Origin of the sequence: Corynebacterium tuingiense (genome assembly GCF_046718165.1) — a bacterium.
GTDB lineage: Bacteria > Actinomycetota > Actinomycetes > Mycobacteriales > Mycobacteriaceae > Corynebacterium.
Genome location: NZ_CP177101.1, coordinates 200,464 through 222,463, shown reverse-complemented (window position 1 = coordinate 222,463; position 22,000 = coordinate 200,464). Strand labels below are relative to the sequence as shown.

Here is a 22,000-nt window from a genome sequence, read left to right as displayed (position 1 = left end):
CGATGAAAGGCATAATCCTTGCCGGTGGATCCGGAACGCGGCTTTATCCCATTACTAAGGGCATCTCTAAGCAGCTCATGCCCATCTATGACAAACCGATGATCTACTACCCGTTGACCACGCTCATCCAAGCGGGCATTCGGGAGATCCTCATCATCACCACCCCAGAGGACGCTGGGGCGTTTCAACGGCTCTTCGGGGATGGTTCCCAACTCGGGTTAATGATCGATTACGCCGTCCAGCCCCGCCCAGAAGGATTGGCGCAGGCCTTTTTGATTGGGGAGGATTTCATTGGTGATGACAGCGTTGCGCTGGTCCTCGGCGATAATATCTTCCACGGCTTCGGCGGGGAGCTAAGCCAGTGCCGCAATCCAGAGGGCGGCATCATCTTTGCCTATGAGGTATCGGATCCGCAGCGCTACGGAGTCGTGGAATTCGACCAGGCCGGTCAAGCACTGAGCATCGAAGAAAAGCCGGAGAAACCGCGGTCTAATCACGCCGTCGTCGGGCTGTATTTCTACGATAATTCGGTCATCGATATCGCTAAGTCCATCACGCCTAGCGATCGCGGGGAGCTCGAGATTACCTCCATTAACGAGGCCTACCTGCGCCGCGGCGCGCTGAGCGTGCAGCGCCTCCACCGCGGTAGTGTTTGGCTGGATACCGGCACCGTCGATTCCATGAGCGAGGCCGCCGCCTATGTAGAGGTGATGCAAAAAAGGACGGGCATCGTCATCGGTTCCCCCGAGGTGGCGGCCTATGAAGCCGGATTCATCTCCCAGGCGGAGCTGGAAGCGCTAGCCCAGCCCCTCCTCAAATCCGGCTACGGGGAGTACTTACGCGATTATTAGTAGCCGCGCTCGATGTACTCGTCGATGCGCGCCGCTTCCGCACCCACCGTCGTGGCATCGCCGTGGCCCGGCAAGACCTTCGTGTCATCCGGCAGGTTGAAGACAACGTTGCGCAGGGATTCGATGATGACATCGAAGTCCGAGTACTTGCGCCCCGTCGCGCCAGGGCCGCCGTTGAACAGGGTATCGCCAGACAGCAGGGTGCCATCGACGTAGAGGACGACGCAGCCCGGCGAGTGGCCCGGGGTGTGGTAGACGGTGATCTTCTCGCCGTTGATGTCGAACTGACCGTTATCGGCTAGGTCGATGTAGTGGGCATCGCCATTCGCCTCTCGCCAGAGCATGTCATCGTCCGGGTGCATGTAGACATCCGTGTCGAAGCGCTTCGCCGCCTCTGGCGCGAGTTCGCAGTGATCGTTGTGGCCATGGGTCAAGATGATGCCCTCGACCTTGCGATCGCCCACCAGCTCCGCCACGGCATCGAGATCGTGGGAGGGGTCGACGATGTAGACGCTGGAGGCATCGCCAAGTACGTAGACGTTATTGTCCACGTCCCATTCGCCGCCATCCAGGCGGAACTTGCCAGAAGTTACCGTGCTGTCAATCTGCATTAAAATTCCACCACCGAACGCAGTACCTTGCCGTCCTTCATAGTTTGGAAGGCAGACTCGACATCGTCAAGCGCGATGCGCTCAGAAACGAACTTATCCAGCGGGAAGTTGCCGGCCTTGTGCAGGGCAACGTATGCGGGGAAATCGCGCTCCGGCAAGCAATCGCCGTACCAAGCCGGCTTGATGGAACCGCCGCGGCCGTAAAGATCGATGGCCGGGATGTCCACATGATCGGTCAGGTTAGGCACGCCCACCATCACCATGCGGCCGGCGTGATCGCGGGAGTAGAAGGCCTGGCGCCACGTCGGCTGGATGCCCACCGCGTCAATGGAAACGTCCGTGCCGAAGCCGCCGGTGAGATCGCGCACCGCATCGATGACCTCCTGCTCCGACATGCCCTTCGAGCAAATGGTGTCGGTGGCGCCGAACTCGCGCGCGGTCTCCAGCTTGGACTCGTCGATGTCTACGGCGATGATCTTCGCCGCGCCCGCCAGCTTCGCACCGGCAATCGCCGCCACGCCGACGCCGCCGCAGCCGAAGATGGCTACGGACTCGCCCAGCTGGATATCGCCGGTATTAACGGATGCGCCGAGGCCGGCCATGATGCCGCAGCCCAGTAGGCCGGCAGCTGCGGGGTCCATGTCATCAACCTTGGTGCACTGGCCCTCGTGGACCAGGGTTTTCTCTGCGAAGGAACCGATGCCCAGCGCAGGGGTGAGCTCGGTTCCGTCCTCCAAGGTCATGGCCTTCGAAGCGTTGTGGGTATTAAAGCAGTACTTGGGCTCGCCCTTCTTGCAAGCGCGGCACTCGCCGCACACTGCGCGCCAGTTCAGGACAACGAAATCGCCCTCCTCCACGTGGGTGACCGCAGAACCTACGGTCTCCACCACGCCTGCCGCCTCGTGGCCCAGCAGGAAGGGGAAGGCATCCTCGATGTCACCATCGCGGTAGGCCAAGTCGGTGTGGCATACACCGCAGGCCTGTACCCGCACGATGACGTCATTGGGGCCGGGATCGGGAACAACGATATTTACGGTCTCAACTTCCGCGCCCTTAGAGCGGGCAATAACAGCTTTTACAGTCATGTCCACAACCATACCTACATTTTCAATATAGCCGCGGTAATGAAAATGGTTGCTAGGAAGCGGCAATGACGTTGGCCGCGTGCTCGTGGCCGCGCTGGTTCATGTGAATAGGCAGGTTGCCAGCGCCCGCCGTAAAGTCCACGAGACCTGCCCACATGCGGTCATTCGCATTAGCGCACATGCCGTTATTGCGGGTCGAGGGCTTCATATCCAAGAACTGCACGCCCGTGCGGGCCGCCAGATCAACCTGCATCCACTGCGCCTTATTTTCGTAGTCCTGAACCATGGGCAGGAAGGTCGAATCCAACGGCGTCGGGCCGACGTGGACGAGACAGTAGTGCGGACCCGATCCGATGGTGGGGTAGCCCACGATCTGGATGCGGGCATTCGGCGCGGCGCGCTTAATCCGCTCAACCTGCGGGGCGGTGCGATCCGTAAATTCCTGACGGATCTGCGTCATGTTCAAATCAGGGTGGTTATAGGTGTCATTAAAACCGGTGGTAATCAGCACGCGCGCCGTATCCGGGGTCAGCGCGCCAGATCCGATGGCGGCATCCACCTGCTGCCAGATCTGCGGGCCGTTGGACATCGACACCGCACCAGCGCACGAGAAATCGCGCACCGGCAGGCCAATCTTGGCACCGGTGCGCTTCGCATAGTTGAAGGAAGTGGGGCAGTTCTCCCCGATCACCCGGGAGGGATTGAAGCGGTCCGCCAAGTATTCCCCGCCATTCGGATCCGCCATGACCGAGTCACCGAAGGAGACGAGATTGCGTTCTGCCGCGCTAGCCTGCGGCGCGGCCACCGCACCTACCACCGCGATCGCGGAAGCTACGACCGAAAATGCTTTGAGTTTTATGGATTTCATTGAGAGACCTTTTCTTCACACGTCGTCACTTAAGTGTATATTAGTCACTCTAGTAACATTTTTCGAGTTAAAAGCAACACGATCTTTTCTTCTGACGATATCGTTTGTAGTTATATTTTCGTTATCTTCTCTTTTCGGAGCTTTCTCTTCCATGAAATTGACTGATGTTCCCTTCCACGCCTCCGCGCTCAGCCAGTTCTTCCCTGCCCTCTTCAAGTCGGGGCTTATCACCCGGCAAGGCGGGCTTGGCGGGCAGCTCAAGCTCCTGCCCAACCTCGCGCGTTACCGCTTCACCACGGCGCGCGAAATTGAGCAGGCCTATTTAACCTGCCCAGATCGCCTCGCGCTTATCGATGACGACGGCACCCTCACCTACCGCCAGCTGCGATCCCACGCGCAGAATTTCGCCCGCTACCTGCAGTCCTTGCAGCTGACGGAAATCCGGCTGGGCGTCATGGCCCGCAACGGCCGCGGCATCATCATTCCCTTGGGCGCCAAGGGTTACGCCGGTGCCGGAATCTACCTGCTCAATGTCGGTTCTTCCCCAGAGCAGCTGGCCGGCTGCATCGAAGAAAATGGCGTCAACGTCCTCGTCATCGATGATGAATTCATCGACCGCGTCGATCCCAACCTCGATATTCCGGTCATCATTGCCCACGATACGGGGGCGAGCGATCTACCCACGCTCGAAAAGATCGTGAAGAATCCCCTGGATATCGAGCTGCCCGCCTTTCCCAAGCACGGCCCCATCGTGCTGATGTCCTCCGGCACGACCGGCATCCCCAAGGGCATCATGCGCCCCGAGCCAACCTTGCCGGTCGTGCTCGCCTCCATCGTGGGCAATATCCCGTGGCGCGCCGATCAGCGCGTGCAGATGACGGCATCTATCTTCCACACTTGGGGCTGGGCCTGCATCAATATCGCCTTGGGGCTGCGCAATACCATCGTCACCCGCCGCGTTTTTGAACCGGAGCAGGTGCTTGATGATGTCCAACGCTACCGCCTCGACGGCATGCTCTCCTCCCCCATCTTTTTCAAGCGCTTGGTGGATCACGATCCCGAGGGTTCCTTCGATACCTCCAGCCTGAACTTCATCGCCTCTGCCGGCAATGCCCTTACCCCGCAGGTGGTCAAGGACACCAATGCGCGCTTCGGCCCCATCCTGTGCAACGTTTATGGTTCCACGGAGCTTGCCCTAGCCTCAACGGCCACGATGGACCAGGTCGCAGAAAACCCCGATGCGGTGGGCAAGGTGGCCAATGGCACCAAGCTACGCATCCTCGATGAGGAGGGCTACCCCGTTCCCCGCGGCGAGGTGGGCGAAATCTACCTCACCAATTCCACCGCCATGACCGGCTATACCAACCCTAAGCTCAAGCTCAATCGGATCGATGGACTGTTGTCGATCGGCGATCTGGGGTACATCGACAAGCAGGGCTTCCTCCACGTCGTGGGCCGGGCCGATGACATGATCATCGTGGGCGGCGAGAATGTCCACCCCCAGTCCGTGACCGAGGTGCTCGAGGCCATGCCCGGCATCGATGAGGTGCACGCGGGTGGCGTGGAGGATAGCGAGACCTTCAGCCGCATCGCCGTATGGGCGGTGCCTACTGCCGATGCCGCCGGCCGCGATCTGACTGCCGATGCCATCCGTGCCTGGGTGCACGAAAAGCTCGCCGAGCACTCCGTGCCCCGCGATGTGCATTTCCTATCCAAGCTGCCGCGCAATGCCACCGGCAAGGTGGTTCCGCGCCTGCTTAAGCACGGCGACTAAATTTTTCAATGCCCCACCACATCGGTGGGGTAAAGAGCACGGCAATAAGCCAATAAATCAACCAGAAGCTGCCGTCTAGCCCTACCACCGCGATGCTAACTATAAGGATCGCAGCCGTCACCGCACTGGCATATACGGATTTTCTTACATTATTATCGGACTGATTCCCAGACTCGGTTTTCGACTTCCCGCTGAGTTTCCGATCAACTGCGCGTATGATGTTGCCGCCAAAGACCAGCGAAAATGCGATATAAAAAGCTGCGAAACCGTGCATGAATCCCGCTTCGCCTTCGTTATGCATGGTGAAAAATGAGAAAATTAACAAGACTATGTCAATAATTGGCGTAGCGATAAAGAATGCCAGTCCAATTCTTGGGGCCTTAACGATGTATCGGAGAACACCGCCCAGAATAAGGCACGCCCAAAAGAGGATTTCTGCTGCGACGGTAGCAATAAGCAGTGTATCGTTCCTTCTCTCACCGAGGCCATATGGCCTGCTTCTATTGAAGGAGAGTTTATATTAAGGAAGAAACCCGCACATATAAAAATGGAGCCGCCTGCGAGAATCGAACTCGCGACCTTTTCATTACGAGTGAAATGCTCTACCGACTGAGCTAAGGCGGCGCGCTGTTTAAGCAGCACTGGCGATTCTATCGCAGGGGTGGCGCGGAAAAGAAATCGGGGCTCAGGCCTGGTTTTTGGCGGGCCGGTGTTAAACTCCGGCCCAATACTAGCGACGGTCCCGGTACTAGACAGCCCCCAGCGCTAAAGGCAGGCCCTGCGCAGCCTGCCCACCAAGCCGTCGAAGGCAATCTGCGTGCCCACGTTCTGGGTTAGCTGCTCGCGGCAATAAGAAATGGCGGACTGGCATTCCAAGAGGCCCTCCTCGCTCACCCGCTGCGCCAGCTCGCCAGATAGCCCCGCGAAATCCGGGTGGGTCATCTCCACCTGCGCGCCCACCTTTGTCATCAGCGCGTCGCGATAGATTCCGGAGAGATCGACGAGCACCAAATCGAGGTTATCAATGACCCGTCTCTTCGCCCGCTTCTTGTGCTGTTCTTGTAGGTCCTTGATGGCGGAGCGGGCATCGCGCTGCGCCTTCGCCGCGCCCTTGCCCTTCGCGCCCACGCCAAAGGTATTTTCCAGCTTGGCCAGCTCCGCTTCTTCTTCCTCCTTGTGCGATTCCTTCGCCTCCGCATCCACCAGCTTGAGAAGCGAGGTCACCGCCTGAAAGCCCTGGGACTCGTGGAAGATGTCCTCGGCCAGGTTGATGGCCACCGCGCGGCGCTTTTGCACCGTCGGATCCGCCACTAAGTGGCGCGCCCTGCCCACGTGGCGCAGGGAGGTGACGGCGGCGAGGCGGGCATCGTGATCCGAGGCGCCTTCGCTCACCAACTGCGCAACGATATTTTCCACCGACGGCGAGGGGATGTACAGGTGCCGGCAGCGCGAGCGGAGGGTTTGGGAGAAGTCCTCGGGGGCATCGGAAGGCGCGCACATGATGATCACGGTGCGCTCCGGCGGCTCCTCCACCGTTTTAAGCAGCGCATTGGCGCCGTTATTGTTGAGGCGATCCGCGTTATTGAAGATCACGACGCGCCACGGGGCGACCGTGGGCAAGCTCGCGGCGCGCCCGATGACCTCGCGCACCGTATCCACCGGGATGATGACCTCCTGCGGGTCCACCAAGACCAGGTCCGTGTGCTGCTTAGTCTCCAGCACGGCGCGGCAGGCCTCGCATTTTCCGCAGCCCGGCTCCTCCGGATCCGTGCACATGAGCGTGGCCGCGAAATCGATTGCGGCCAAGGAACGCCCGGAACCGGGCGGACCGGTAAAGAGCCAGGAATGGCTCATCGCCCGCGGATCTGCCCCCGGCATCCCCCGCGCCGCCCGCGCGGCACCCAAGATAGTGCGGGCCACACCTGGGGTATCTGCCAATCGTTGCGCAACGCTTCCCGTATTCACTCGCTCTAGCCTACTGGTCTTACTACAGTAAGTAGTTATGAACAGACTATTGCGTGGCGCTCGTTGGCTTATGGGAACCCAATGGCCGGTATACGCTGCCTTGGTCTTGGGCGCCAATATCATCGGCGCCATCGCGATCATGACCTTTATCCTCTATTTCCTGCCCATGCCGGAAATCGAGGACTTTGCTGCCGAGCTACCCAACCTGAAGGGAGTGGCGGCGGTCTACCTCATCTTTGCGGTCATCATCGGCATCGCCGCGACCCTGCTGCTCTTCCGCCCCGTGCTGGACTGGCAGCGCAATCCCGATGCACACGATCCGAATATGGTGCGCACCCTCGTTCTGCGCATCCCCGTTTACCAATCCCTAGTCGCGGCCGCGGTCTGGCTCATCGGCATCATCTTGACCGTGGCTATCTCCAGCGGGCAATCCGGGCGCCTCGGGCTCGTCGTGGGCGTCTCCACCACTCTGGCGGGCCTGGTGGTCATCATCTTGACCTACTTGCAGGCAGAGCGCCTCGTGCGGCCCGTCGCCGCGCAAGCCGTCGCCCGCCGCTTCGAAGATTCCACCGTCGAACCGCCCATCAAGTATCGCCTGTTTTCCACCTGGCTGATGACCTCCGGTGTGCCACTGCTCGGCATCGTGTTGGTGCTGCTGGGGCAGCACACCGGGCTCTTCTCCGGCGATGCCAGCGAAATCATCCCGGCCATCGTGGCACTGGCCCTCACCGCCCTGGCTACCGGGTTTATCGGCACCAGCTTCGCCATCATGAGCGTGGTCGATCCCATCGTAGAATTGCAGGATGCGATTAACCGCGTGCGCCGCGGCGAGGCCGATGCCGAGGTCGATATCTACGATGGATCCGAGCTCGGCGTCCTGCAGGCAGGATTTAATGAGATGATGCGCGGGCTGCGCGAGCGCCAGCGTGTCCGCGATATCTTCGGCCGCTACGTGGGCACTGAAGTGGCCCAGCGCGCCCTTGATGAGCGCCCCGAGTTGGGCGGCGAGGACCGGAAGGTCGCGGTGCTGTTTATCGATGTCATCGGTTCCACCACCTTTGCGGTCAACCACTCCCCCGAGGAAGTGGTCACGGAGCTCAATAAATTCTTCGAGCACGTCGTAACGGTGGTGCACCGCAATAAGGGCATCATTAATAAGTTTCAGGGCGATGCCGCCCTCGCCGTTTTTGGCGCACCGCTCAATGTGTACGACTCGACCTCGATGGCCCTGCAGGCCGCCCGCGAGCTGCGCGGGGAATTGCGCGGGCTCGAGCTGCAGGCCGGCATCGGTGTCGCCTCCGGCCACGTGGTGGCAGGCCACATCGGCGGCGCGGATCGCTTCGAGTACACCGTCATTGGCGATGCCGTCAACGAGGCCGCCCGCCTGACCGAAATGGCTAAGGACACCCCCGGCCAGGTCCTGACCAACGCCGCCACCCTAAAGACGGCCAACGAGGCCGAGCAGGCCCGCTGGACCGTCATGAAATCCATTGAGCTGCGCGGGCGCCGCCGCATGACCCAGCTGGCCCGCCCCATTCGCGCCAGCCTGGCAGAACGGTGCGAAATCTAGTGGCCAGCACCCGCCTCATCGTGCCCGATGCTGCGCGCGGAATGGCGCTTTTAGGCATCGCGATAGCGAATATGACCACCGCGTGGATCATCACTGAGGACCGGCCGGGCGCGTATTTCGGCGGCATCCTCGATGACAGCGTGCTCGATAAAATCGCCGTCGTCTTCGGCGCTTTCTTCGTGCACAATCGCGGCCTGCCCATGTTTTCTACCCTGCTGGGCTTCGGCGTGGGGCTTATTGCGATGAGCCTGTGGCGGCGGGGATTTCCGCTGGGGGAGGCAAGGAGGGTCATCGCCAAGCGCTATGGCTTCCTCGCGCTGCTAGGCGCGGTGCACATGGTACTGCTGTTTTGGGGCGATATCATGTTTGTCTATGGCATAGCGGGCATAGTCATTGCGCTGCTGCTCACGCTGCATAATTCTACGCTGCGCAAGATTTCTCATATCGCGCTCGGGGTGCTGACGGTGCTCGGCATCGCCGCGTTTATTTTCTCCGCGGTTGACGGCGGGCTCGATATCCCCGTCGATGCCATTGGCACGGTAAATTCCTACGGTGACCTGCTGCTGAGCCAGCTTCTCACCCTAGGCGCGCAGATAATCTCCGCCCCGCTCATCGTGCTGATGTATCTGCCGGTCATGCTGGTGGGCTTTGTGTGGGCGCGCGAGGGCGTGCTTGCCGATGTCCCCTCTCACCGCCCCCAACTCCTGCGCTGGGTGGCCATCGCCGCCGCCGTAACGCTGGTCATTGGCACGCTGTGGTCCTTGGGTACCCTCGGGGTTATCGATCAGCGCTGGGCAAGCGCGGCCAGTAGCGCCAATTCCTTCCTCGGCGTGCTGACCGGGCCGGGAATCCTCGCCGGGCTCGCCCTTATCTTGCAACCCGTGCAAGAGCGCCTAGCCGCCGGCGCTTCCGTGCCTGCGCTCTTGTGGCCCTTCGTCGCGCTGGGTAAGCGATCCATGAGCGGTTACGTGGGCCAGTCGATACTATTTTTCCTGCTCGTGCACCCCTTCACGCTGGACTTCGGCCACGAGCTTGGTGCCTTTGGACAAGCCGGGCTCGCCTGCGGCGTGTGGCTGGTGACCGTAATCGGCGCCTGCGTGCTCGAAGCGCTGGGCCTGCGCGGGCCCTTCGAAGTGGTGCACCGCCGGCTATCTTATGGCCCGAGCATGCAGCCGGAGCGGAGCGTACCCAGTCAGGACCTTACCTAGTCAGGGCATCGACTAGCAGGAAGTGCCCCAAGGCAAAAGCGCCGGCCTCCGCCGCGCCCACCGCCCGGGCCGCCTTCGTGGGCTTGGCTTGTTTCTTGTTCTTCTGGGACCCGGCTGCTGCTATTCGCGCCCGCAGCGCCGTCAGGCCTTCTGCCGCAACCAAGAGGTTCGCGCCGTGGCTCAATCCCTTCGTCGCATCGGTGCGCAGGCGCGGATCGCCCGCCAGCGCCGAGGTGGTCAGCACCGCCGCGCCGCCCACCGCTACCGCGGTCCGGGTGGGCTGTTTGCGCGTGGCAAAGAGCGCCGCCGCCCAAGCGATGGCGCGCAGGCCCCAACCGCGGGCATCGTTGCGCGCGCCGCGCCGGTAGAGCACCCACGAATACGCCGCGTGGCTAGCGGTTACGCCGGCCACACCAAGGAGGGAGGGGCGGTGCAAGCGGCGCGTCTTTTCCACCTGGCCCACCGCGCCGGCCAACAAGGCGGGGCTCAGGGTGGGGTCCTGCGCCTCCGCTGCCAATAGCGGCAAAAGCGGCGTGCTCGTTACGGCGTGTGCCTTCTTCCAGCCAAAGAGACGGGACCATACCGTAGACTCGCCTAGCGCTAGGTACGCGAAGCGCCGCCAGCCCCGCGGCGTGCGCCGGGCTGGGTCGGTGACATCAGCAAAAGTTTCAGACACCGCGCGGGTCAAGGCCGCGGTGCCTTCCTCGGTGCGGGCAAGAAAATCATTCATGCCCGCCACCTTACTTATTTCTGCGCTTATTTCTTCCGCGAGCCGGCCTTAACCACGTTCTTCGTGCCGGGCGAAGGCTTCGAGCTAGATTTCTTAGCCGCCTTCTTCGTGCCCTTCTTAGTGGCCTTCTTGCTGGACTTCTTGGTTGCCTTCTTCGTCGATTTCTTGGTCGACTTCTTTGTGCTCTTCTTAGAAGACTTCTTCGTGGACTTCTTCTTCGTCTCCCCAGAGGCCTCTTTGGCGCGGCGCTCGGAGAGGAGCTCGTTGGCGCGGGCATCGGTAAGCTGCTCCGGATCGTCGCCGCGGCGCAGGGACGCATTGGTGGTGCCGTCCGTGACGTACGGGCCGAAGCGGCCATCCTTAACGGTCATAGGCTTGCCCGAAACGTCATTATCGCCGAGCTGCTTCAGCGGCGGCTGTGCGGCTGCGCGGCCTCGACGCTTCGGCTCCGCATAGATGCGGCGGGCCTCATCCAAGGTGATGCTAAAGATCTGCTCTTCCTTAGCCAGCGAGCGCGAATCCGTGCCCTTCTTCAGGTATGGGCCGTAACGGCCGTTTTGGGCGGTGATCATCTCCCCGTCGTCCACGCCCACCTCGCGCGGCAGGGATAGCAGCTCAAGGGCCTGTTCCAGCGTGACGGTCAGCGGCTCCATCGAGCTAAAGAGCGAGGCTGTGCCAGGCTTCAGCTTCTCATCAATGTAGTCATTGATGCGCTTTTCCTTCTGCTTCGCGGCCGTCTTAGTCTCCCAATTCTTGGCGCGCTTGCCTTCCTCGGCGCGCTGCTTATCCTCTTCTGCGCGCTCCTGGGCGACGATCTCCAAGGCCTCCGCCTCGGCCTTCTCCCGCTCATCATCGCGCACGACTTCGGTGACATAGGGACCAAACCGGCCTTCCTTAGCCACCACCATGCGGCCGTTTTCAGGGTTTTCGCCCAGCTGACGCCCGCCCTGCGAGGTAGCAAAGAGCTTTTCCGCCAGCTGTTCATTCAACCCGTCCGGGGTCACCGTCTCCGAGAGGTTGGCGCGCTGGTATTCCACGCTGCCGTCCTCATTGGTGCCGATCGCGCGCTCGATATAAGGCCCGTAGCGGCCGACGCGCACGAAGACCTCGCGGCCCTCAGAATCGGTATAGAGCTTCAGCGAGTTGACCTTGCGGGCATCGATGGCCTCGAGGTTGACATCGATAAGCGATTTCAGCCCACCATGCCGCGCGATGGAGGCCGCCTTGTGCTCGTTGGCCTCAGCGTTGCCAAAGTAAAAGCCGTTGAGCCAGTCCGTGCCATCCTCCGTGCCGGTGGCAATCGAGTCCAGCTCATCTTCCATGGACGAGGTGAAGTCATAATCCACTAACTCGGTGAAGTTTTCCTCCAATAGGCCCACCACGGCGAAGGCCACCCACGAAGGCACCAGGGCGTTGCCGCGCGAGACGACGTAGCCGCGGTCCTGGATAGTCTTGATGATGGAGGCATACGTCGAGGGGCGCCCGATGCCCAAATCTTCCATCTTTTTCACCAGGCTGGCCTCTGTATAGCGCGCCGGCGGGTTGGTGGAGTGACCTTCTGCCGAAACCTCTTCGGCCTGAAGATCGCGGCCCTCCTCCAGGTGTGGCAGGCGGTTGTCGCTCTTCTTGCTCGTATCCTCGTCGGCGCCGTAAGCCTTCAAGAAACCCGGGAAGGTAATGGTGCGGCCGGTTGCAGAGAACTCGACGTCGTAGGTGCCGTTATCCGTGTTCGCGGTGCCAGCGACCGCCACCTTCATGGAAGTGCCCTTGGCATCGGCCATCTGCGAGGCCACGGTGCGCTTCCAAATTAGGTCATAGAGCTTAAATTCCTCCGCATCCAGCTGGCTAGAAAGCTGGCCCGGGGTGGCAAAGGACTCACCGGCGGGGCGGATAGCCTCGTGCGCCTCCTGCGAGTTCTTCACGCGGCGGTCATAGACGCGCGGGGAATCCGAGACGTATTCTTCGCCATAAATGCTGGTCGCGGAGCTGCGCGCGGCGTTCAAGCCCTGCTGGGACAGCGAAGAGGAGTCCGTACGCATATACGTAATGTGGCCGTTTTCATAGAGGCGCTGCGCAATACGCATCGTGCGCTCCGAGGTAAAGTGCAGGCGCCGGCCCGCCTCCTGCTGCAGCGTCGAGGTCATAAACGGCGCATAAGGCTTGCGGGTATAGGGCTTGTGCTCCACCCCGGCTACTGTCATGCCCGCGCCCTGCAGGGACTTTTCCAAGGCCTCCGCCTGCGGCTGGGTAATGACGATGACGTCCTTGGTTTTCACATTTCCGCTATCATCGAAATCGCGGCCCAAAGCCACGCGCTTGCCATTAACCGCGGTCAGGCGCGCGTCAAAGGCCGACGGGCCCTCGCCACTGCCAGCTCCCGCGTCCAAGGTGGCGAGCAAATCCCAGTAATCGGCGGAGATAAACGCCATGCGCTCGCGCTCGCGCTCGACGATGACCCGCGTGGCCACCGACTGCACGCGCCCGGCCGAAAGCCGCGGCATAACCTTCTTCCACAACACCGGGGAGACTTCGTAGCCGTAGAGGCGGTCGAGGATGCGACGGGTTTCTTGGGCATCGATAAGGTCATAGTCCAAGTCGCGGGTGTTTTCCGCCGCCTCCAGGATGGCGGACTTGGTGATCTCATTAAAGACCATGCGGCGCACCGGCACCTTGGGCTTTAAAACCTCCAATAGGTGCCAAGCAATGGCCTCGCCCTCGCGGTCCGGGTCTGTTGCCAGCAAGAGGTTATCGCACTGCTTCAGCTTGGATTTGAGGTCAGCGACCTTTTTCTTTTTATCCGGGCTGACGACGTAAAGCGGGGCGAAGTCATCTTCCGGGTTAACACCCAAGCGGGCCCAAGATTCTTTCTTGAACTTCGCCGGCACGTCGGCAGCGCCCCGCGGGAGATCGCGGATATGCCCCACGGAGGCCTCCACGATGTAGTTATCTCCCAGGTACGGCTGGATCTTCTTCGCCTTAGTCGCCGACTCCACAATCACTAAAGTTTTGCCCGGCTCGGCCGCTTCTGCCACTTCGACTTCATCCCTTTCGATGATGCGAACATTAAAATTTGTGCGCTTTCAGCAATCGCCCCTAGCGTACACAGGTGGTTTATACCGTTCTTCGCACCATATACTTGGTACTACCAAAAGGCTTTGTAGGGGGCGCTTCGCACCCCCACCGAACCGGTCTATACTGACCTTTTTAGAAAGTCCAGCAGCTGTGAAAGCATTGTTGGGGACGATAGCACACCCACAACACACCCCGTGGAGGATTAGATGGTTGACACAGTAACGATGTGGATTGAAGCCATCATGGGCACGGAGTGGGTGTATCCAATCGTGGGCCTGCTCATTTTCGGGGACTGTTTCTTTCCAGTGCTCCCTTCCGAAATCCCGCTGAATATGGCCGGCGCCTGGGCCGGCTCGCAGGGATTTCCGCACCTGCCCACCATGTTCTTTGCGGCGCTCGTAGCCGCCATGTTGGGCGATAACCTGTGCTTTTTGCTGGGCACGCGGTTTATGCCACTGCTTAACCGCATTCAGAAAGGAACGAAGGCCTACGAGGCCCTCACCTGGGTAAAACGCAATATGCGCCGCGGCGGTGGCGCGGCCATTATCATTGCGCGCTTTATCCCCTCAGCAAGGCTCTTTATGACCATTTTACTGGGGTCAATGCGTTTTCCCTGGCCGGTCTTCCTTTTCTTCGACACCATTGGCGTGATGCTCTGGGCATTCCAAGCCTTGGCCATTGGTTATGTGGGCGGCTTGGCGTTCTCCGATACCCCACTGTTTGCGATGGTTATCAGCATTATCGCCGCCGTATTCATCGGCTTGGGACTGCAAAAGGCCCAAAACAGCATCATGGAGTGGTGGGATACCCGCCGCGGCTACGCCGAAACGCCCTAGGGCGCTTAAAACCCTAAAAGGCTTTAGAGGATGGAAACGGCCTGCGCCTGGTCGCCCTTCGGGCCGGATCCAACCTCGAAGCTGACCTTCTGGTTTTCTTCCAAGGTGCGGAAGCCGCTGCCCTGAATTTCGGAGTAGTGCACGAAGATGTCTCCGCCGCCGTCCTCGCGCTCGATGAAGCCGTATCCCTTTTCGGAGTTAAACCACTTAACGGTTCCTTGTGTCATGGTGAACTGAGTTCCTTTTCTTAAAGAGGTAGCGCGGAAAACCGCGCCGGTAGTTATTCGGTAAATGGGTCCTCGAGCAGTACCGTGAAGTATAAAACCGCACCAAGACAACATTGGCCTGTCAACAGTGTGACACGTTCCATGCCAAAGCGATAGATTTAACTCACAAGGGGGTAAAAAATTGTCTCACCCGGCTGGCGATAACCCCATTGGTGAAGAGCTCCTAGAACTCATCCAGCGGCGCCTTTCTGAGTCCACCCTGACGTTTCACACCACGCTCCCGGCGCAACGGGCCCGCTACGCCGATTGGCCGGAGTGGGTGCTGCCGGGGTTGAAGGAGAAGGTGGTAGATGGGGGCATCGGCAAGCTCTATGCGCACCAGGCCGAGCTCGCCGAATGCGCGTGGCAGGGCCGCGACGCGGTAATTTCCACCGGCACCTCGTCCGGAAAATCCCTGGGCTACCAGCTGCCCATCCTCACCCGGTTGGCAGAGGATCAGACCGCGTGCGCGCTCTACCTCACCCCCACCAAGGCCCTGGGATCGGACCAGCTGCAGTCCGCGCTCGAGCTGTGCCGCGGGATTCCGGAGCTCAAGAACGTGGTGCCCGCGCCCTATGACGGCGATACGCCCCAGGAGTCGCGGGCGGGCGTGCGCGAGCATTCGCGCTTGGTGTTTTCCAATCCCGATATGGTGCACATGTCCATGCTGGCCGCGCACGCGCGGTGGGCGCGGGTGCTGCGCCACCTGGAGTTCATTGTCATCGATGAATGCCATTCCTACCGGGGCGTATTCGGTGCCAATGTGGCCCTGGTGGTGCGCCGCCTGCTCCGTCTGTGCCGGCATTATGGATCGCAGCCCACCATCATTTATGCCTCCGCGACCATGAATGATCCGGCGCGGCATGCCGAGCGCCTCACCGGCCGCCCGGCGCATGCGATTACTGAGGATTCCGCCCCCACCGGCGCGCGCACGGTCGCGCTCTGGGAGCCTGGATTCCTGGAGGGCGCGGAGGGCGAGCACGGCGCCCCCGTCCGGCGCGCGGCCACCACCGAGGCAGCCGAGATGATGGCGACCTTCATCGCGGAAGGCGCCCGGACCATGACCTTTGTGCGCTCCCGCCGCTCCGCCGAGGTCGTGGCGATGGTAGCCGCCGAGACCCTCTCCGGTAGCTTGGGCCGGCCGGATTTCGCGCAGCGCATCGCCGCCTACCGCGCAGGTTACTTAGCCGAGGACCGCCGCCGGTTGGAGCAGGCGCTTGACGATGCCTCTCTCTTAGGCGTCGCCACCACCTCCGCCCTCGAGCTGGGCATCGACGTCGGCGGGCTCGATGCCGTGGTCACCGCTGGTTTTCCGGGCACGGTGGCCAGTTTTTGGCAGCAGGCCGGGCGCGCGGGCCGCCGCGGGCAAGGTTCGCTCGTGGTGCTCGTCGCCCGCGATGAACCCATGGATACCTACCTGGTGCACCACCCCGATGCGCTATTGGGCAAGCCGGTGGAAGCGAGCGTCTTTAACCCCACGAACCCCTACATCCTCTTTGGTCATCTCTACTGCGCGGCGGTGGAGAAACCGCTGGATGATGCCACCATTGCTGAGTGGGGTGCCAGCGAGGTCATCCACCAGCTTGCGGAGCAAGGCCTCGTGCGCCGCCGCGAGCGCGGATGGTTTGCCGTGCCCATTCCCGCTTCCAGCGCGGAGGAGCTCTCTCCGGAAACCGCCCACTCAGCGGTATCGCTGCGCGGCGGATCAGGCGAGGAGGTCATGATCGTGGATGCCTCCGATGGGCGTCTTTTGGGCACCATCGATGCAGCCCGCGCGACCAGCCAGGTCCACCCCGGCGCGGTCTACCTGCACCAGGGCGAAAGCTTTGTCATCGAGGAACTCCTCCTGGCCGATTATGTGGCGCTTGCCCGCCCGGAAACCCCCGAGTATTCGACCACCCCGCGCTCCACGACAGATATTCGCATCGTGCGCGAGGCCGATAACCTGGTCAATTACTCCCCAGGCCTGTGGGTGGCGGACGTGGAGGTCGAGGTCACCGACCGCGTCACCGGCTATCAGGTGCGGCTTGCCGATGGCACCATCGGCGACGATATCCCCCTCGATCTCCCCGAACAGCGGCTGACCACCCGCGCCGTGGCCTATACCATCGACCCGCTGGCGCTTTCTGCGATGGGCATTACCGCCGCCGATATCCCCGGCACCCTGCATGCGGCCGAACATGCCGCCATTGGCCTGCTGCCGCTTATCGCCACCTGCGACCGCTGGGATATCGGCGGCGTATCCACCGCCCTGCACGCGGATACACAGCTTCCCACCATCTTTGTTTACGACGGCCACCCCGGTGGCGCCGGGTTTGCCGAAGAGGGATTCCGCCGCTTCCCCGAGTGGATCGCGGCCACCTTTGAGGCGGTGCGCTCCTGCCCGTGCGAGGCCGGGTGCCCATCGTGCGTGCAATCGCCCAAGTGCGGCAACGGCAATAATCCTCTGAGCAAGGACGGCGCCATCAAGCTGCTCGGCGCGCTCGTCACCATGACGCAGGATGCCGCGGTTTAGACTGGGCCCGCCTTGGCCTTGGCGCTCTGGCCGCGCACCGCGGCAACGGCGATGATATCGGGTACATTTTCTGTGCATTCCTCGAGGCTCGCGCCGTTATCCCGCGCGGTGCTTTCTGCGGCCGCACATGCATCCTTGCCGGTGGCTAAGGCCCACGCGCCGGCCACGGCGGCAAGGTCCGCGGCCACTTGCGCTTCATGGCGCGCGGTCACACGAGATCCCACCGCCGCAATGACCAGCAATAAGCTGATAATGGCGACGATGATTCCGGTGGCTGCGATGGTGGCGTATCCATCCTCGCCGTGGAGCCTGCTAGTCATTGCCGGCCACCTCGGCGGGAAAGACCGCTTCCGCGCTCATGGTGCCAATGGGAGCATCGACGCTTACCGATGCCCTGATAAGCCCCGCACTTTCCTGCACGCTCACCCGGGCATCCTCGCGCGCCGGTTGGTACTCGACGCCGATGGCGTGCGACCTAGCCGCCGCGCCCGCCATATCCACCGCCGCGATATAGGACGCCATCGTCGCAATCGCACCGATGATGCCCGCCGCCACGAGGACGAGGGAGCTTAATGCCAGGGCGGCCTCGATGGTCACGGAACCATCGTCATCGACTACCGTGCGCATGATTCCTCCTTTCTTGTGTTCTAGTGCGCCCGGCTAGCTTGGAGTATTCGATAGCGCATCGGTGATAATTCCCTCGATGGCATCGACCACACCGCCGCCGTTGATAACCATGTACAGCACGCCGGCAAGCGCTGCGGCCGCGAGCGATCCCATGGCGTATTCAATCGTGCTCATCCCCTCATCGTTGCGGACGAGGGCGCGGGTGAGCTGGGAGTACTTAATAAATAGTGCAGACATTTTAGGAGTCCTTTCTTAAAAGGTGTGGTGGTTGAGTGGTTGAGTAGAAGTGAAAGGTGGTGCGTCTAGAAAAGCTGCGCGCCCAAGCTGATCACTACGGGCGCGAGGCCTAGAACGATGAATGCTGGCAGGAAGCACACCGCCAGCGGGAGGGCAATGAATACTCCTGCGCGCTCTGCTTTAGCCGTAGCGTGAGCAGATGCTTCGGCGCGCAAAGAAGTACAGATTCGCGTGCATCCGGCGGCAATAGTGGCGCCGGACTGGCCCGATAAGATGACAAGCCCCGCCACGTCCTCTAGCCCTGCATGGCCTTTCATGTGGTCCCATGCAGATTCCGTAGGCACGCCAACTCCCAGGAGCGCGGATACCGTCTCCCACAGGTGCTGGGTATCGGCCTCTGCCGTGCGCGCGACTGCCGTAGCAGCGGCGTGCACCGTCAGGCCCGCACTCAGGCAAGCTGCGAAAAGTTCGATATCCCCGGCCACGAGGAGTGGATCCACGGTGGTAGAGGGCTGGAGTTTGCTCATCAATCCCCCGCGCGCTGTTGCGCCATCGCGCTTTCTTGGGCCGGCGCGCGGGGTCTTCACCGTGTGCTGCGCTGTGTTTTCTGTCGTAGCCGGCCCCAGCCGCCCCTTGGTAGCCGGCAACCCGACGAGCACAGCCAGCGCTAAGCAGATAAAGGCCATCATGGTGCCGCCTTCCTGATAATGACGCGGGACCAGGCAAAGCCGCCGCAGGCAAGCCCCACCCCGATGACCAGCAGGATTCCGCCTAATCCCCCGCCGAGCAAGAAGCCCAGCGAATTGGCCCCCATCGCCCCGCCCATGGCGATGCCCGCAATGGGAAGGCAGGCCAAGACCGTGGCCGTAGCTTGGGGTCCTTGCAGCCCGGCCGCGGTGGATTGGTGGTGGCGGCGCAGCGCATCCATTCGGCTTTGGGCCTGCTCAAAGAGGCTTGCCACCGCGATGCCGTGCTGTGTGGATAATTCAAGCAGGTGGCCCAGCCGGGTAAGTTCTGCATCCGCATGGGCTCCTGAGAGCGCCACGTGTGGGGGCGCACCGCGCGCCGCCGCGGTAGCAGTGGATTCTAAGGCCGCGCTCATATCCCGCGGCGTCGTCGAGGGAAGGGACTCCGCCCCGCGCGATAGCGCCCTTGCAAGGGTTGCCCCAGCGCGCAGGTCAGCGGTGACGACCCCGAAGTATCCGGCTAGGGCTTCGCGGCCGCACCGGCGCGTGCGGGCGGCCATGATGTCCTTGACATACCACGACACGCACCAAGCTATGATCGCTGCCGCTACCGCAATACTCATCCGCCCGACCGAGAAGAAGACCAAGCTGCCGCAGAATACGGCGCCCAGAATAACCAAGGAGCTGGCCTTTATCCGGCTGCCCTTGCCAGCAATGCGGGATGCGCTCGAGGGCACAGACAGCAACAGCGCTGCGGCGAGCAATAAGAAGCTAAGCATCCGCCTGACCTCCTGCTTCTTCGTGCGGTTCCTCCAACAGCGCGGCCGAGAATTCCGCAAAGCCGGGCGCGGGGCCCTCGGTTGCACTCCAGACGATGCGCGGGGTGACCGGATTGCCCTCTAAGACGCCGATATGGGCCAGGCGCCGGCCATGTGGCGTGCGCTCCATGGTCAGCACCACGTTGACGGCGGCCGCTAATTGCGAGTGCAGGGCGCTGCGGTCCAGGCCGCCGAGCGCGCCGAGGGCCTCCATGCGGGCGGGTACCTCAAAGAGGGAATTGGCGTGCAAGGTGCCCGCGCCACCATCGTGTCCCGTATTCAGCGCGGCGAGGAGATCGACTACCTCTGGGCCGCGAATTTCACCGACGACGATGCGGTCTGGGCGCATGCGCAGCGCCTGCCGCAGCAATTGCGCCATGGTGATTTCCCCGCTACCTTCAGCGTTTGCCCGGCGCGAGACGATGCTCACGCAATGCGGGTGGTGGGGTGATAGCTCCGCCGTATCTTCGATGACCACGATGCGCTCGCGCTCGGATACGGTCCCTAAAAGCGCCGAGAGCAGCGTCGTCTTGCCGGAACCGGTTCCGCCAATAACGAGGAAGGACACCCGCTTGTCCACCATCGCGGCAAGCAGTTGGCCAATGTCTTCGGGCACGGTGCCATTGGCCACCAACTGCGGCAGAGTGGTCTGCGCCTGCCGCAATACGCGCAGGCTAATGCACGTTCCGCCCACGGCGGGTGGGCTTAAAAGGGCGTGCACGCGGAGCACGACGCCATCGGGGCGCGTAACGCGGCCATCGGCAAAAGGCTGGGCATCATCAAGCCGCGTTCCCGAGGCCGCGGCCAACCGGGAAGCGAGCTGGCGCACCTCCCCATCGTTGCGAAAGGTGATATCGCTGCGCTCTAGCCCCTCGCCGCGGTCCATGAAGACGTCTTCGGGCCCGTTGACCACGACATCGGTCACGCCCTGCCGGGTCAATAAGGCATCCAGTGGCCCCATGCCGGTGGCATCTTGGCGCAGGCGCCGGAGCAGATCCACCACGGCGACGTCACTGATAACCCCTGCTTCCTCGCGGATCCGCCGGGCCAAGCTAGAGGCGTCGTGCACCAGATCTGGTTCGGCGGCAATGAGCCGCTGCATCTTCTCCATGGTCTTTTCCATGGTTTCGGCCGAGCTATCCATCGCCGCGCTCATACCCCTACCTCCTCGCGCACCGCACGGGCGGTCTTGGCAAGGGCTGCGGGAAGCCGGGCTGGGAGTCCACCGATCTCGATGCTGCGGGTCAGCCCGCGCACGGTGGGCAATTGGGCACTGACCCGGTGATGAATAATGTCTTCTACCTCGGGTGCGCTGAGAGCCGCCCACTGCCGTTGGCGCAGCACCACCACGATGTCGCGCCGCGCCGCATCCAGTCGCAGTATGAGTTGTGCGGCCACCGCTGCCGAGCGCACCTCCGCGGCCACCACCAACACCACGTGCGTGCAGGCAGCCGGGATATTTTCCGCCGTACAATCCACAACGCACAGGCCCTCGCCTGCGTGCGCCGCAGACGTCGCCGCCGCCAAGAGCGCGGCATCCAGCGTGAAGGTGTCTTTCACCGTGCTGCGCGCTGCGGATAGCACCGCTATGCCATCGGCGGTAGAAGGCAAGGCGCGGTAGAGATCGGCGGCGTCGATGCTGCCATCGCCAATGTTGAGCTCCGGCCAGCGGGCACCTGGCGCGGTTTCCACGCCGAGGAGGAGATCGAGGCCGCCGGAGTGCGCGGTGGCATCGATAAGCAGCGCCCGCCCCTGCTCACTCGCCGTGCAGTGGGAGCGCGCCAGGGCGGCGGCAAAGGTGGAGGTGCCTACCCCACCGCTGGCGCCCACCACCGCGATGGTAGCGCTGCCTGGGCGATCTTCCGGAGGGTGTGCGGCCTGGGCAATAGCCGCCAGCAGCTCTTTAATTTCCGCGGGGATAATAAAGGCGCGGTCCGCATGGCAGGCAAGCGCCGCTTCATAATCGATGGGCCCCGGGTCCGCGGCGAGGAAAAGCACCGGAGCGGCCGCGGTCTGTGCGGCTTGGGTCGAGGCGATAACGCGCGCCATGAGCGCGTCGACCAAGACCGTATAGGCTCCGGGGAGGCTGCGTGGGATATCGCGGGGATCGGTTACCGTGATGACCTCGTGGCTGGTCGCGGCGGCGGCATGGACCGCCTCGGCGCGCAGGGCTTCCTCGCCTATGGCGACGACGATGGTGGAGCGAGAGTGTGCTGTATTCATGTCCCCTAGCCTGAAGCACCCGCGCCACCTGCACTAGGGACGGGACTTCCCGCCTGTG

The 22,000-nt window shown here is 62.2% G+C and carries 21 protein-coding genes and 1 tRNA gene; 6 read left to right on the top strand and 16 right to left on the bottom strand.

Annotated elements, in window-relative coordinates; genetic code table 11:
• The first annotated feature begins 2 nt into the window (after positions 1–2).
• Positions 3–851, top strand: a complete 849-nt coding sequence (gene rfbA, locus ACLI1T_RS01125; RefSeq protein ID WP_411702819.1) for a glucose-1-phosphate thymidylyltransferase RfbA — start codon at positions 3–5, stop codon at positions 849–851.
• On the opposite strand, the gene ACLI1T_RS01120 is transcribed toward rfbA, so the two are convergent.
• From ACLI1T_RS01120 to ACLI1T_RS01110, 3 genes are read right to left on the bottom strand one after another with little or no spacing between them, the layout of a single operon-like run.
• The gene (locus ACLI1T_RS01120) at positions 848–1,462 is read right to left on the bottom strand and encodes an MBL fold metallo-hydrolase (RefSeq protein ID WP_298695095.1); all 615 of its coding nucleotides are present in this window, start codon (positions 1,460–1,462) and stop codon (positions 848–850) included. The two genes, rfbA and ACLI1T_RS01120, sit on opposite strands and share 4 nt — an antisense overlap.
• Positions 1,462–2,547: an S-(hydroxymethyl)mycothiol dehydrogenase gene (locus ACLI1T_RS01115; protein ID WP_039885377.1), complete on the bottom strand. Its 1,086-nt coding sequence runs from the start codon at positions 2,545–2,547 to the stop codon at positions 1,462–1,464. The genes ACLI1T_RS01120 and ACLI1T_RS01115 overlap by 1 nt, the downstream gene beginning before the upstream one ends.
• 52 nt (positions 2,548–2,599) lie before the next feature.
• Positions 2,600–3,415, bottom strand: a complete 816-nt coding sequence (locus ACLI1T_RS01110; protein ID WP_411702818.1) for a GDSL-type esterase/lipase family protein — start codon at positions 3,413–3,415, stop codon at positions 2,600–2,602.
• A gap of 151 nt (positions 3,416–3,566) precedes the next feature.
• Here ACLI1T_RS01110 and ACLI1T_RS01105 point away from each other — a divergent pair, with 151 nt between their 5' ends.
• A complete protein-coding gene (locus ACLI1T_RS01105; RefSeq protein WP_411702817.1) occupies positions 3,567–5,189 on the top strand; it encodes an AMP-binding protein in 1,623 nt (540 codons plus the stop codon).
• Here the strand turns inward: ACLI1T_RS01105 and ACLI1T_RS01100 are convergent.
• The 3 genes from ACLI1T_RS01100 to ACLI1T_RS01090 all read right to left on the bottom strand — a co-directional run bounded on the left by ACLI1T_RS01100 (position 5,173) and on the right by ACLI1T_RS01090 (position 7,154).
• Positions 5,173–5,490, bottom strand: a complete 318-nt coding sequence (locus tag ACLI1T_RS01100) for a hypothetical protein (RefSeq protein WP_411702816.1) — start codon at positions 5,488–5,490, stop codon at positions 5,173–5,175. The two genes, ACLI1T_RS01105 and ACLI1T_RS01100, sit on opposite strands and share 17 nt — an antisense overlap.
• Positions 5,491–5,737: 247 nt before the next feature.
• A tRNA-Thr gene (locus ACLI1T_RS01095) sits at positions 5,738–5,813 on the bottom strand.
• A 141-nt stretch (positions 5,814–5,954) separates the two neighbouring features.
• Complete coding sequence (locus tag ACLI1T_RS01090) at positions 5,955–7,154, bottom strand: DNA polymerase III subunit delta' (RefSeq protein ID WP_411702815.1); 1,200 nt, start codon at positions 7,152–7,154, stop codon at positions 5,955–5,957.
• Positions 7,155–7,191: 37 nt separating this feature from the next.
• On the opposite strand from ACLI1T_RS01090, the gene ACLI1T_RS01085 reads away from it, so the two are divergent.
• Together ACLI1T_RS01085 and ACLI1T_RS01080 are read left to right on the top strand one after the other, a co-directional pair.
• Positions 7,192–8,724, top strand: a complete 1,533-nt coding sequence (locus tag ACLI1T_RS01085; protein ID WP_034659466.1) for an adenylate/guanylate cyclase domain-containing protein — start codon at positions 7,192–7,194, stop codon at positions 8,722–8,724.
• Complete coding sequence (locus tag ACLI1T_RS01080) at positions 8,724–9,932, top strand: DUF418 domain-containing protein (RefSeq protein ID WP_411702814.1); 1,209 nt, start codon at positions 8,724–8,726, stop codon at positions 9,930–9,932. Before ACLI1T_RS01085 ends, ACLI1T_RS01080 begins: the two co-directional genes overlap by 1 nt.
• On the opposite strand, the gene ACLI1T_RS01075 is transcribed toward ACLI1T_RS01080, so the two are convergent.
• A complete protein-coding gene (locus tag ACLI1T_RS01075) occupies positions 9,925–10,662 on the bottom strand; it encodes a hypothetical protein (RefSeq protein ID WP_023025048.1) in 738 nt (245 codons plus the stop codon). The two genes, ACLI1T_RS01080 and ACLI1T_RS01075, sit on opposite strands and share 8 nt — an antisense overlap.
• Before the next feature lie 26 nt (positions 10,663–10,688).
• Positions 10,689–13,694, bottom strand: coding sequence for a type I DNA topoisomerase (gene topA, locus ACLI1T_RS01070; RefSeq protein WP_349853430.1), 3,006 nt, complete (start codon positions 13,692–13,694; stop codon positions 10,689–10,691).
• 246 nt (positions 13,695–13,940) lie between these two features.
• On the opposite strand from topA, the gene ACLI1T_RS01065 reads away from it, so the two are divergent.
• Positions 13,941–14,570, top strand: a complete 630-nt coding sequence (locus ACLI1T_RS01065; protein WP_023025046.1) for a DedA family protein — start codon at positions 13,941–13,943, stop codon at positions 14,568–14,570.
• Between the two features lie 23 nt (positions 14,571–14,593).
• On the opposite strand, the gene ACLI1T_RS01060 is transcribed toward ACLI1T_RS01065, so the two are convergent.
• Positions 14,594–14,797 carry a cold-shock protein gene (locus tag ACLI1T_RS01060; RefSeq protein ID WP_005276524.1) on the bottom strand — a complete coding sequence of 68 codons (204 nt, stop codon included), beginning with the start codon at positions 14,795–14,797 and terminating at the stop codon, positions 14,594–14,596.
• 181 nt (positions 14,798–14,978) lie between these two features.
• On the opposite strand from ACLI1T_RS01060, the gene ACLI1T_RS01055 reads away from it, so the two are divergent.
• Positions 14,979–17,351: a DEAD/DEAH box helicase gene (locus tag ACLI1T_RS01055; RefSeq protein WP_023025044.1), complete on the top strand. Its 2,373-nt coding sequence runs from the start codon at positions 14,979–14,981 to the stop codon at positions 17,349–17,351.
• Here ACLI1T_RS01055 and ACLI1T_RS01050 read toward each other — a convergent pair.
• From ACLI1T_RS01050 to ssd, 7 genes are all read right to left on the bottom strand, one after another.
• The gene (locus ACLI1T_RS01050; RefSeq protein WP_349886970.1) at positions 17,348–17,671 is read right to left on the bottom strand and encodes an Rv3654c family TadE-like protein; all 324 of its coding nucleotides are present in this window, start codon (positions 17,669–17,671) and stop codon (positions 17,348–17,350) included. The two genes, ACLI1T_RS01055 and ACLI1T_RS01050, sit on opposite strands and share 4 nt — an antisense overlap.
• Positions 17,664–17,978 (bottom strand): hypothetical protein, encoded by a 315-nt coding sequence (locus tag ACLI1T_RS01045; protein WP_023016597.1) that lies wholly within the window; start codon positions 17,976–17,978, stop codon positions 17,664–17,666. The genes ACLI1T_RS01050 and ACLI1T_RS01045 overlap by 8 nt, the downstream gene beginning before the upstream one ends.
• 33 nt (positions 17,979–18,011) lie before the next feature.
• Positions 18,012–18,215: a DUF4244 domain-containing protein gene (locus tag ACLI1T_RS01040; RefSeq protein ID WP_005276515.1), complete on the bottom strand. Its 204-nt coding sequence runs from the start codon at positions 18,213–18,215 to the stop codon at positions 18,012–18,014.
• Positions 18,216–18,280: 65 nt separating this feature from the next.
• Positions 18,281–18,904, bottom strand: coding sequence for a type II secretion system F family protein (locus ACLI1T_RS01035; RefSeq protein ID WP_411702813.1), 624 nt, complete (start codon positions 18,902–18,904; stop codon positions 18,281–18,283).
• Positions 18,901–19,680 (bottom strand): type II secretion system F family protein, encoded by a 780-nt coding sequence (locus ACLI1T_RS01030; RefSeq protein WP_411702812.1) that lies wholly within the window; start codon positions 19,678–19,680, stop codon positions 18,901–18,903. Before ACLI1T_RS01030 ends, ACLI1T_RS01035 begins: the two co-directional genes overlap by 4 nt.
• On the bottom strand, positions 19,673–20,875 hold the full coding sequence (locus tag ACLI1T_RS01025; protein ID WP_411702811.1) for a TadA family conjugal transfer-associated ATPase: 1,203 nt from the start codon (positions 20,873–20,875) through the stop codon (positions 19,673–19,675). Before ACLI1T_RS01025 ends, ACLI1T_RS01030 begins: the two co-directional genes overlap by 8 nt.
• Positions 20,872–21,942 (bottom strand): septum site-determining protein Ssd, encoded by a 1,071-nt coding sequence (gene ssd / locus ACLI1T_RS01020; protein ID WP_411702810.1) that lies wholly within the window; start codon positions 21,940–21,942, stop codon positions 20,872–20,874. Before ssd ends, ACLI1T_RS01025 begins: the two co-directional genes overlap by 4 nt.
• Positions 21,943–22,000: the final 58 nt, after the last annotated feature.

Excerpts from the sequence above, each read along its gene's own strand:
- ACLI1T_RS01115 (WP_039885377.1), bottom strand. The coding sequence starts at position 2,547 with ATGACTGTAAAAGCTGTTATTGCCCGCTCTAAGGGCGCGGAAGTTGAG.
- ACLI1T_RS01025 (WP_411702811.1), bottom strand. The coding sequence starts at position 20,875 with ATGAGCGCGGCGATGGATAGCTCGGCCGAAACCATGGAAAAGACCATG.
- ACLI1T_RS01065 (WP_023025046.1), top strand. The coding sequence starts at position 13,941 with ATGGTTGACACAGTAACGATGTGGATTGAAGCCATCATGGGCACGGAG.
- ssd (WP_411702810.1), bottom strand. The coding sequence starts at position 21,942 with ATGAATACAGCACACTCTCGCTCCACCATCGTCGTCGCCATAGGCGAG.
- rfbA (WP_411702819.1), top strand. The coding sequence starts at position 3 with ATGAAAGGCATAATCCTTGCCGGTGGATCCGGAACGCGGCTTTATCCC.
- ACLI1T_RS01050 (WP_349886970.1), bottom strand. The coding sequence starts at position 17,671 with ATGACTAGCAGGCTCCACGGCGAGGATGGATACGCCACCATCGCAGCC.
- ACLI1T_RS01040 (WP_005276515.1), bottom strand. The coding sequence starts at position 18,215 with ATGTCTGCACTATTTATTAAGTACTCCCAGCTCACCCGCGCCCTCGTC.
- ACLI1T_RS01085 (WP_034659466.1), top strand. The coding sequence starts at position 7,192 with ATGAACAGACTATTGCGTGGCGCTCGTTGGCTTATGGGAACCCAATGG.
- ACLI1T_RS01035 (WP_411702813.1), bottom strand. The coding sequence starts at position 18,904 with ATGATGGCCTTTATCTGCTTAGCGCTGGCTGTGCTCGTCGGGTTGCCG.
- ACLI1T_RS01060 (WP_005276524.1), bottom strand. The coding sequence starts at position 14,797 with ATGACACAAGGAACCGTTAAGTGGTTTAACTCCGAAAAGGGATACGGC.
- ACLI1T_RS01075 (WP_023025048.1), bottom strand. The coding sequence starts at position 10,662 with ATGAATGATTTTCTTGCCCGCACCGAGGAAGGCACCGCGGCCTTGACC.
- ACLI1T_RS01110 (WP_411702818.1), bottom strand. The coding sequence starts at position 3,415 with ATGAAATCCATAAAACTCAAAGCATTTTCGGTCGTAGCTTCCGCGATC.
- ACLI1T_RS01030 (WP_411702812.1), bottom strand. The coding sequence starts at position 19,680 with ATGCTTAGCTTCTTATTGCTCGCCGCAGCGCTGTTGCTGTCTGTGCCC.
- ACLI1T_RS01105 (WP_411702817.1), top strand. The coding sequence starts at position 3,567 with ATGAAATTGACTGATGTTCCCTTCCACGCCTCCGCGCTCAGCCAGTTC.
- ACLI1T_RS01045 (WP_023016597.1), bottom strand. The coding sequence starts at position 17,978 with ATGCGCACGGTAGTCGATGACGATGGTTCCGTGACCATCGAGGCCGCC.
- ACLI1T_RS01120 (WP_298695095.1), bottom strand. The coding sequence starts at position 1,462 with ATGCAGATTGACAGCACGGTAACTTCTGGCAAGTTCCGCCTGGATGGC.
- ACLI1T_RS01100 (WP_411702816.1), bottom strand. The coding sequence starts at position 5,490 with ATGCATAACGAAGGCGAAGCGGGATTCATGCACGGTTTCGCAGCTTTT.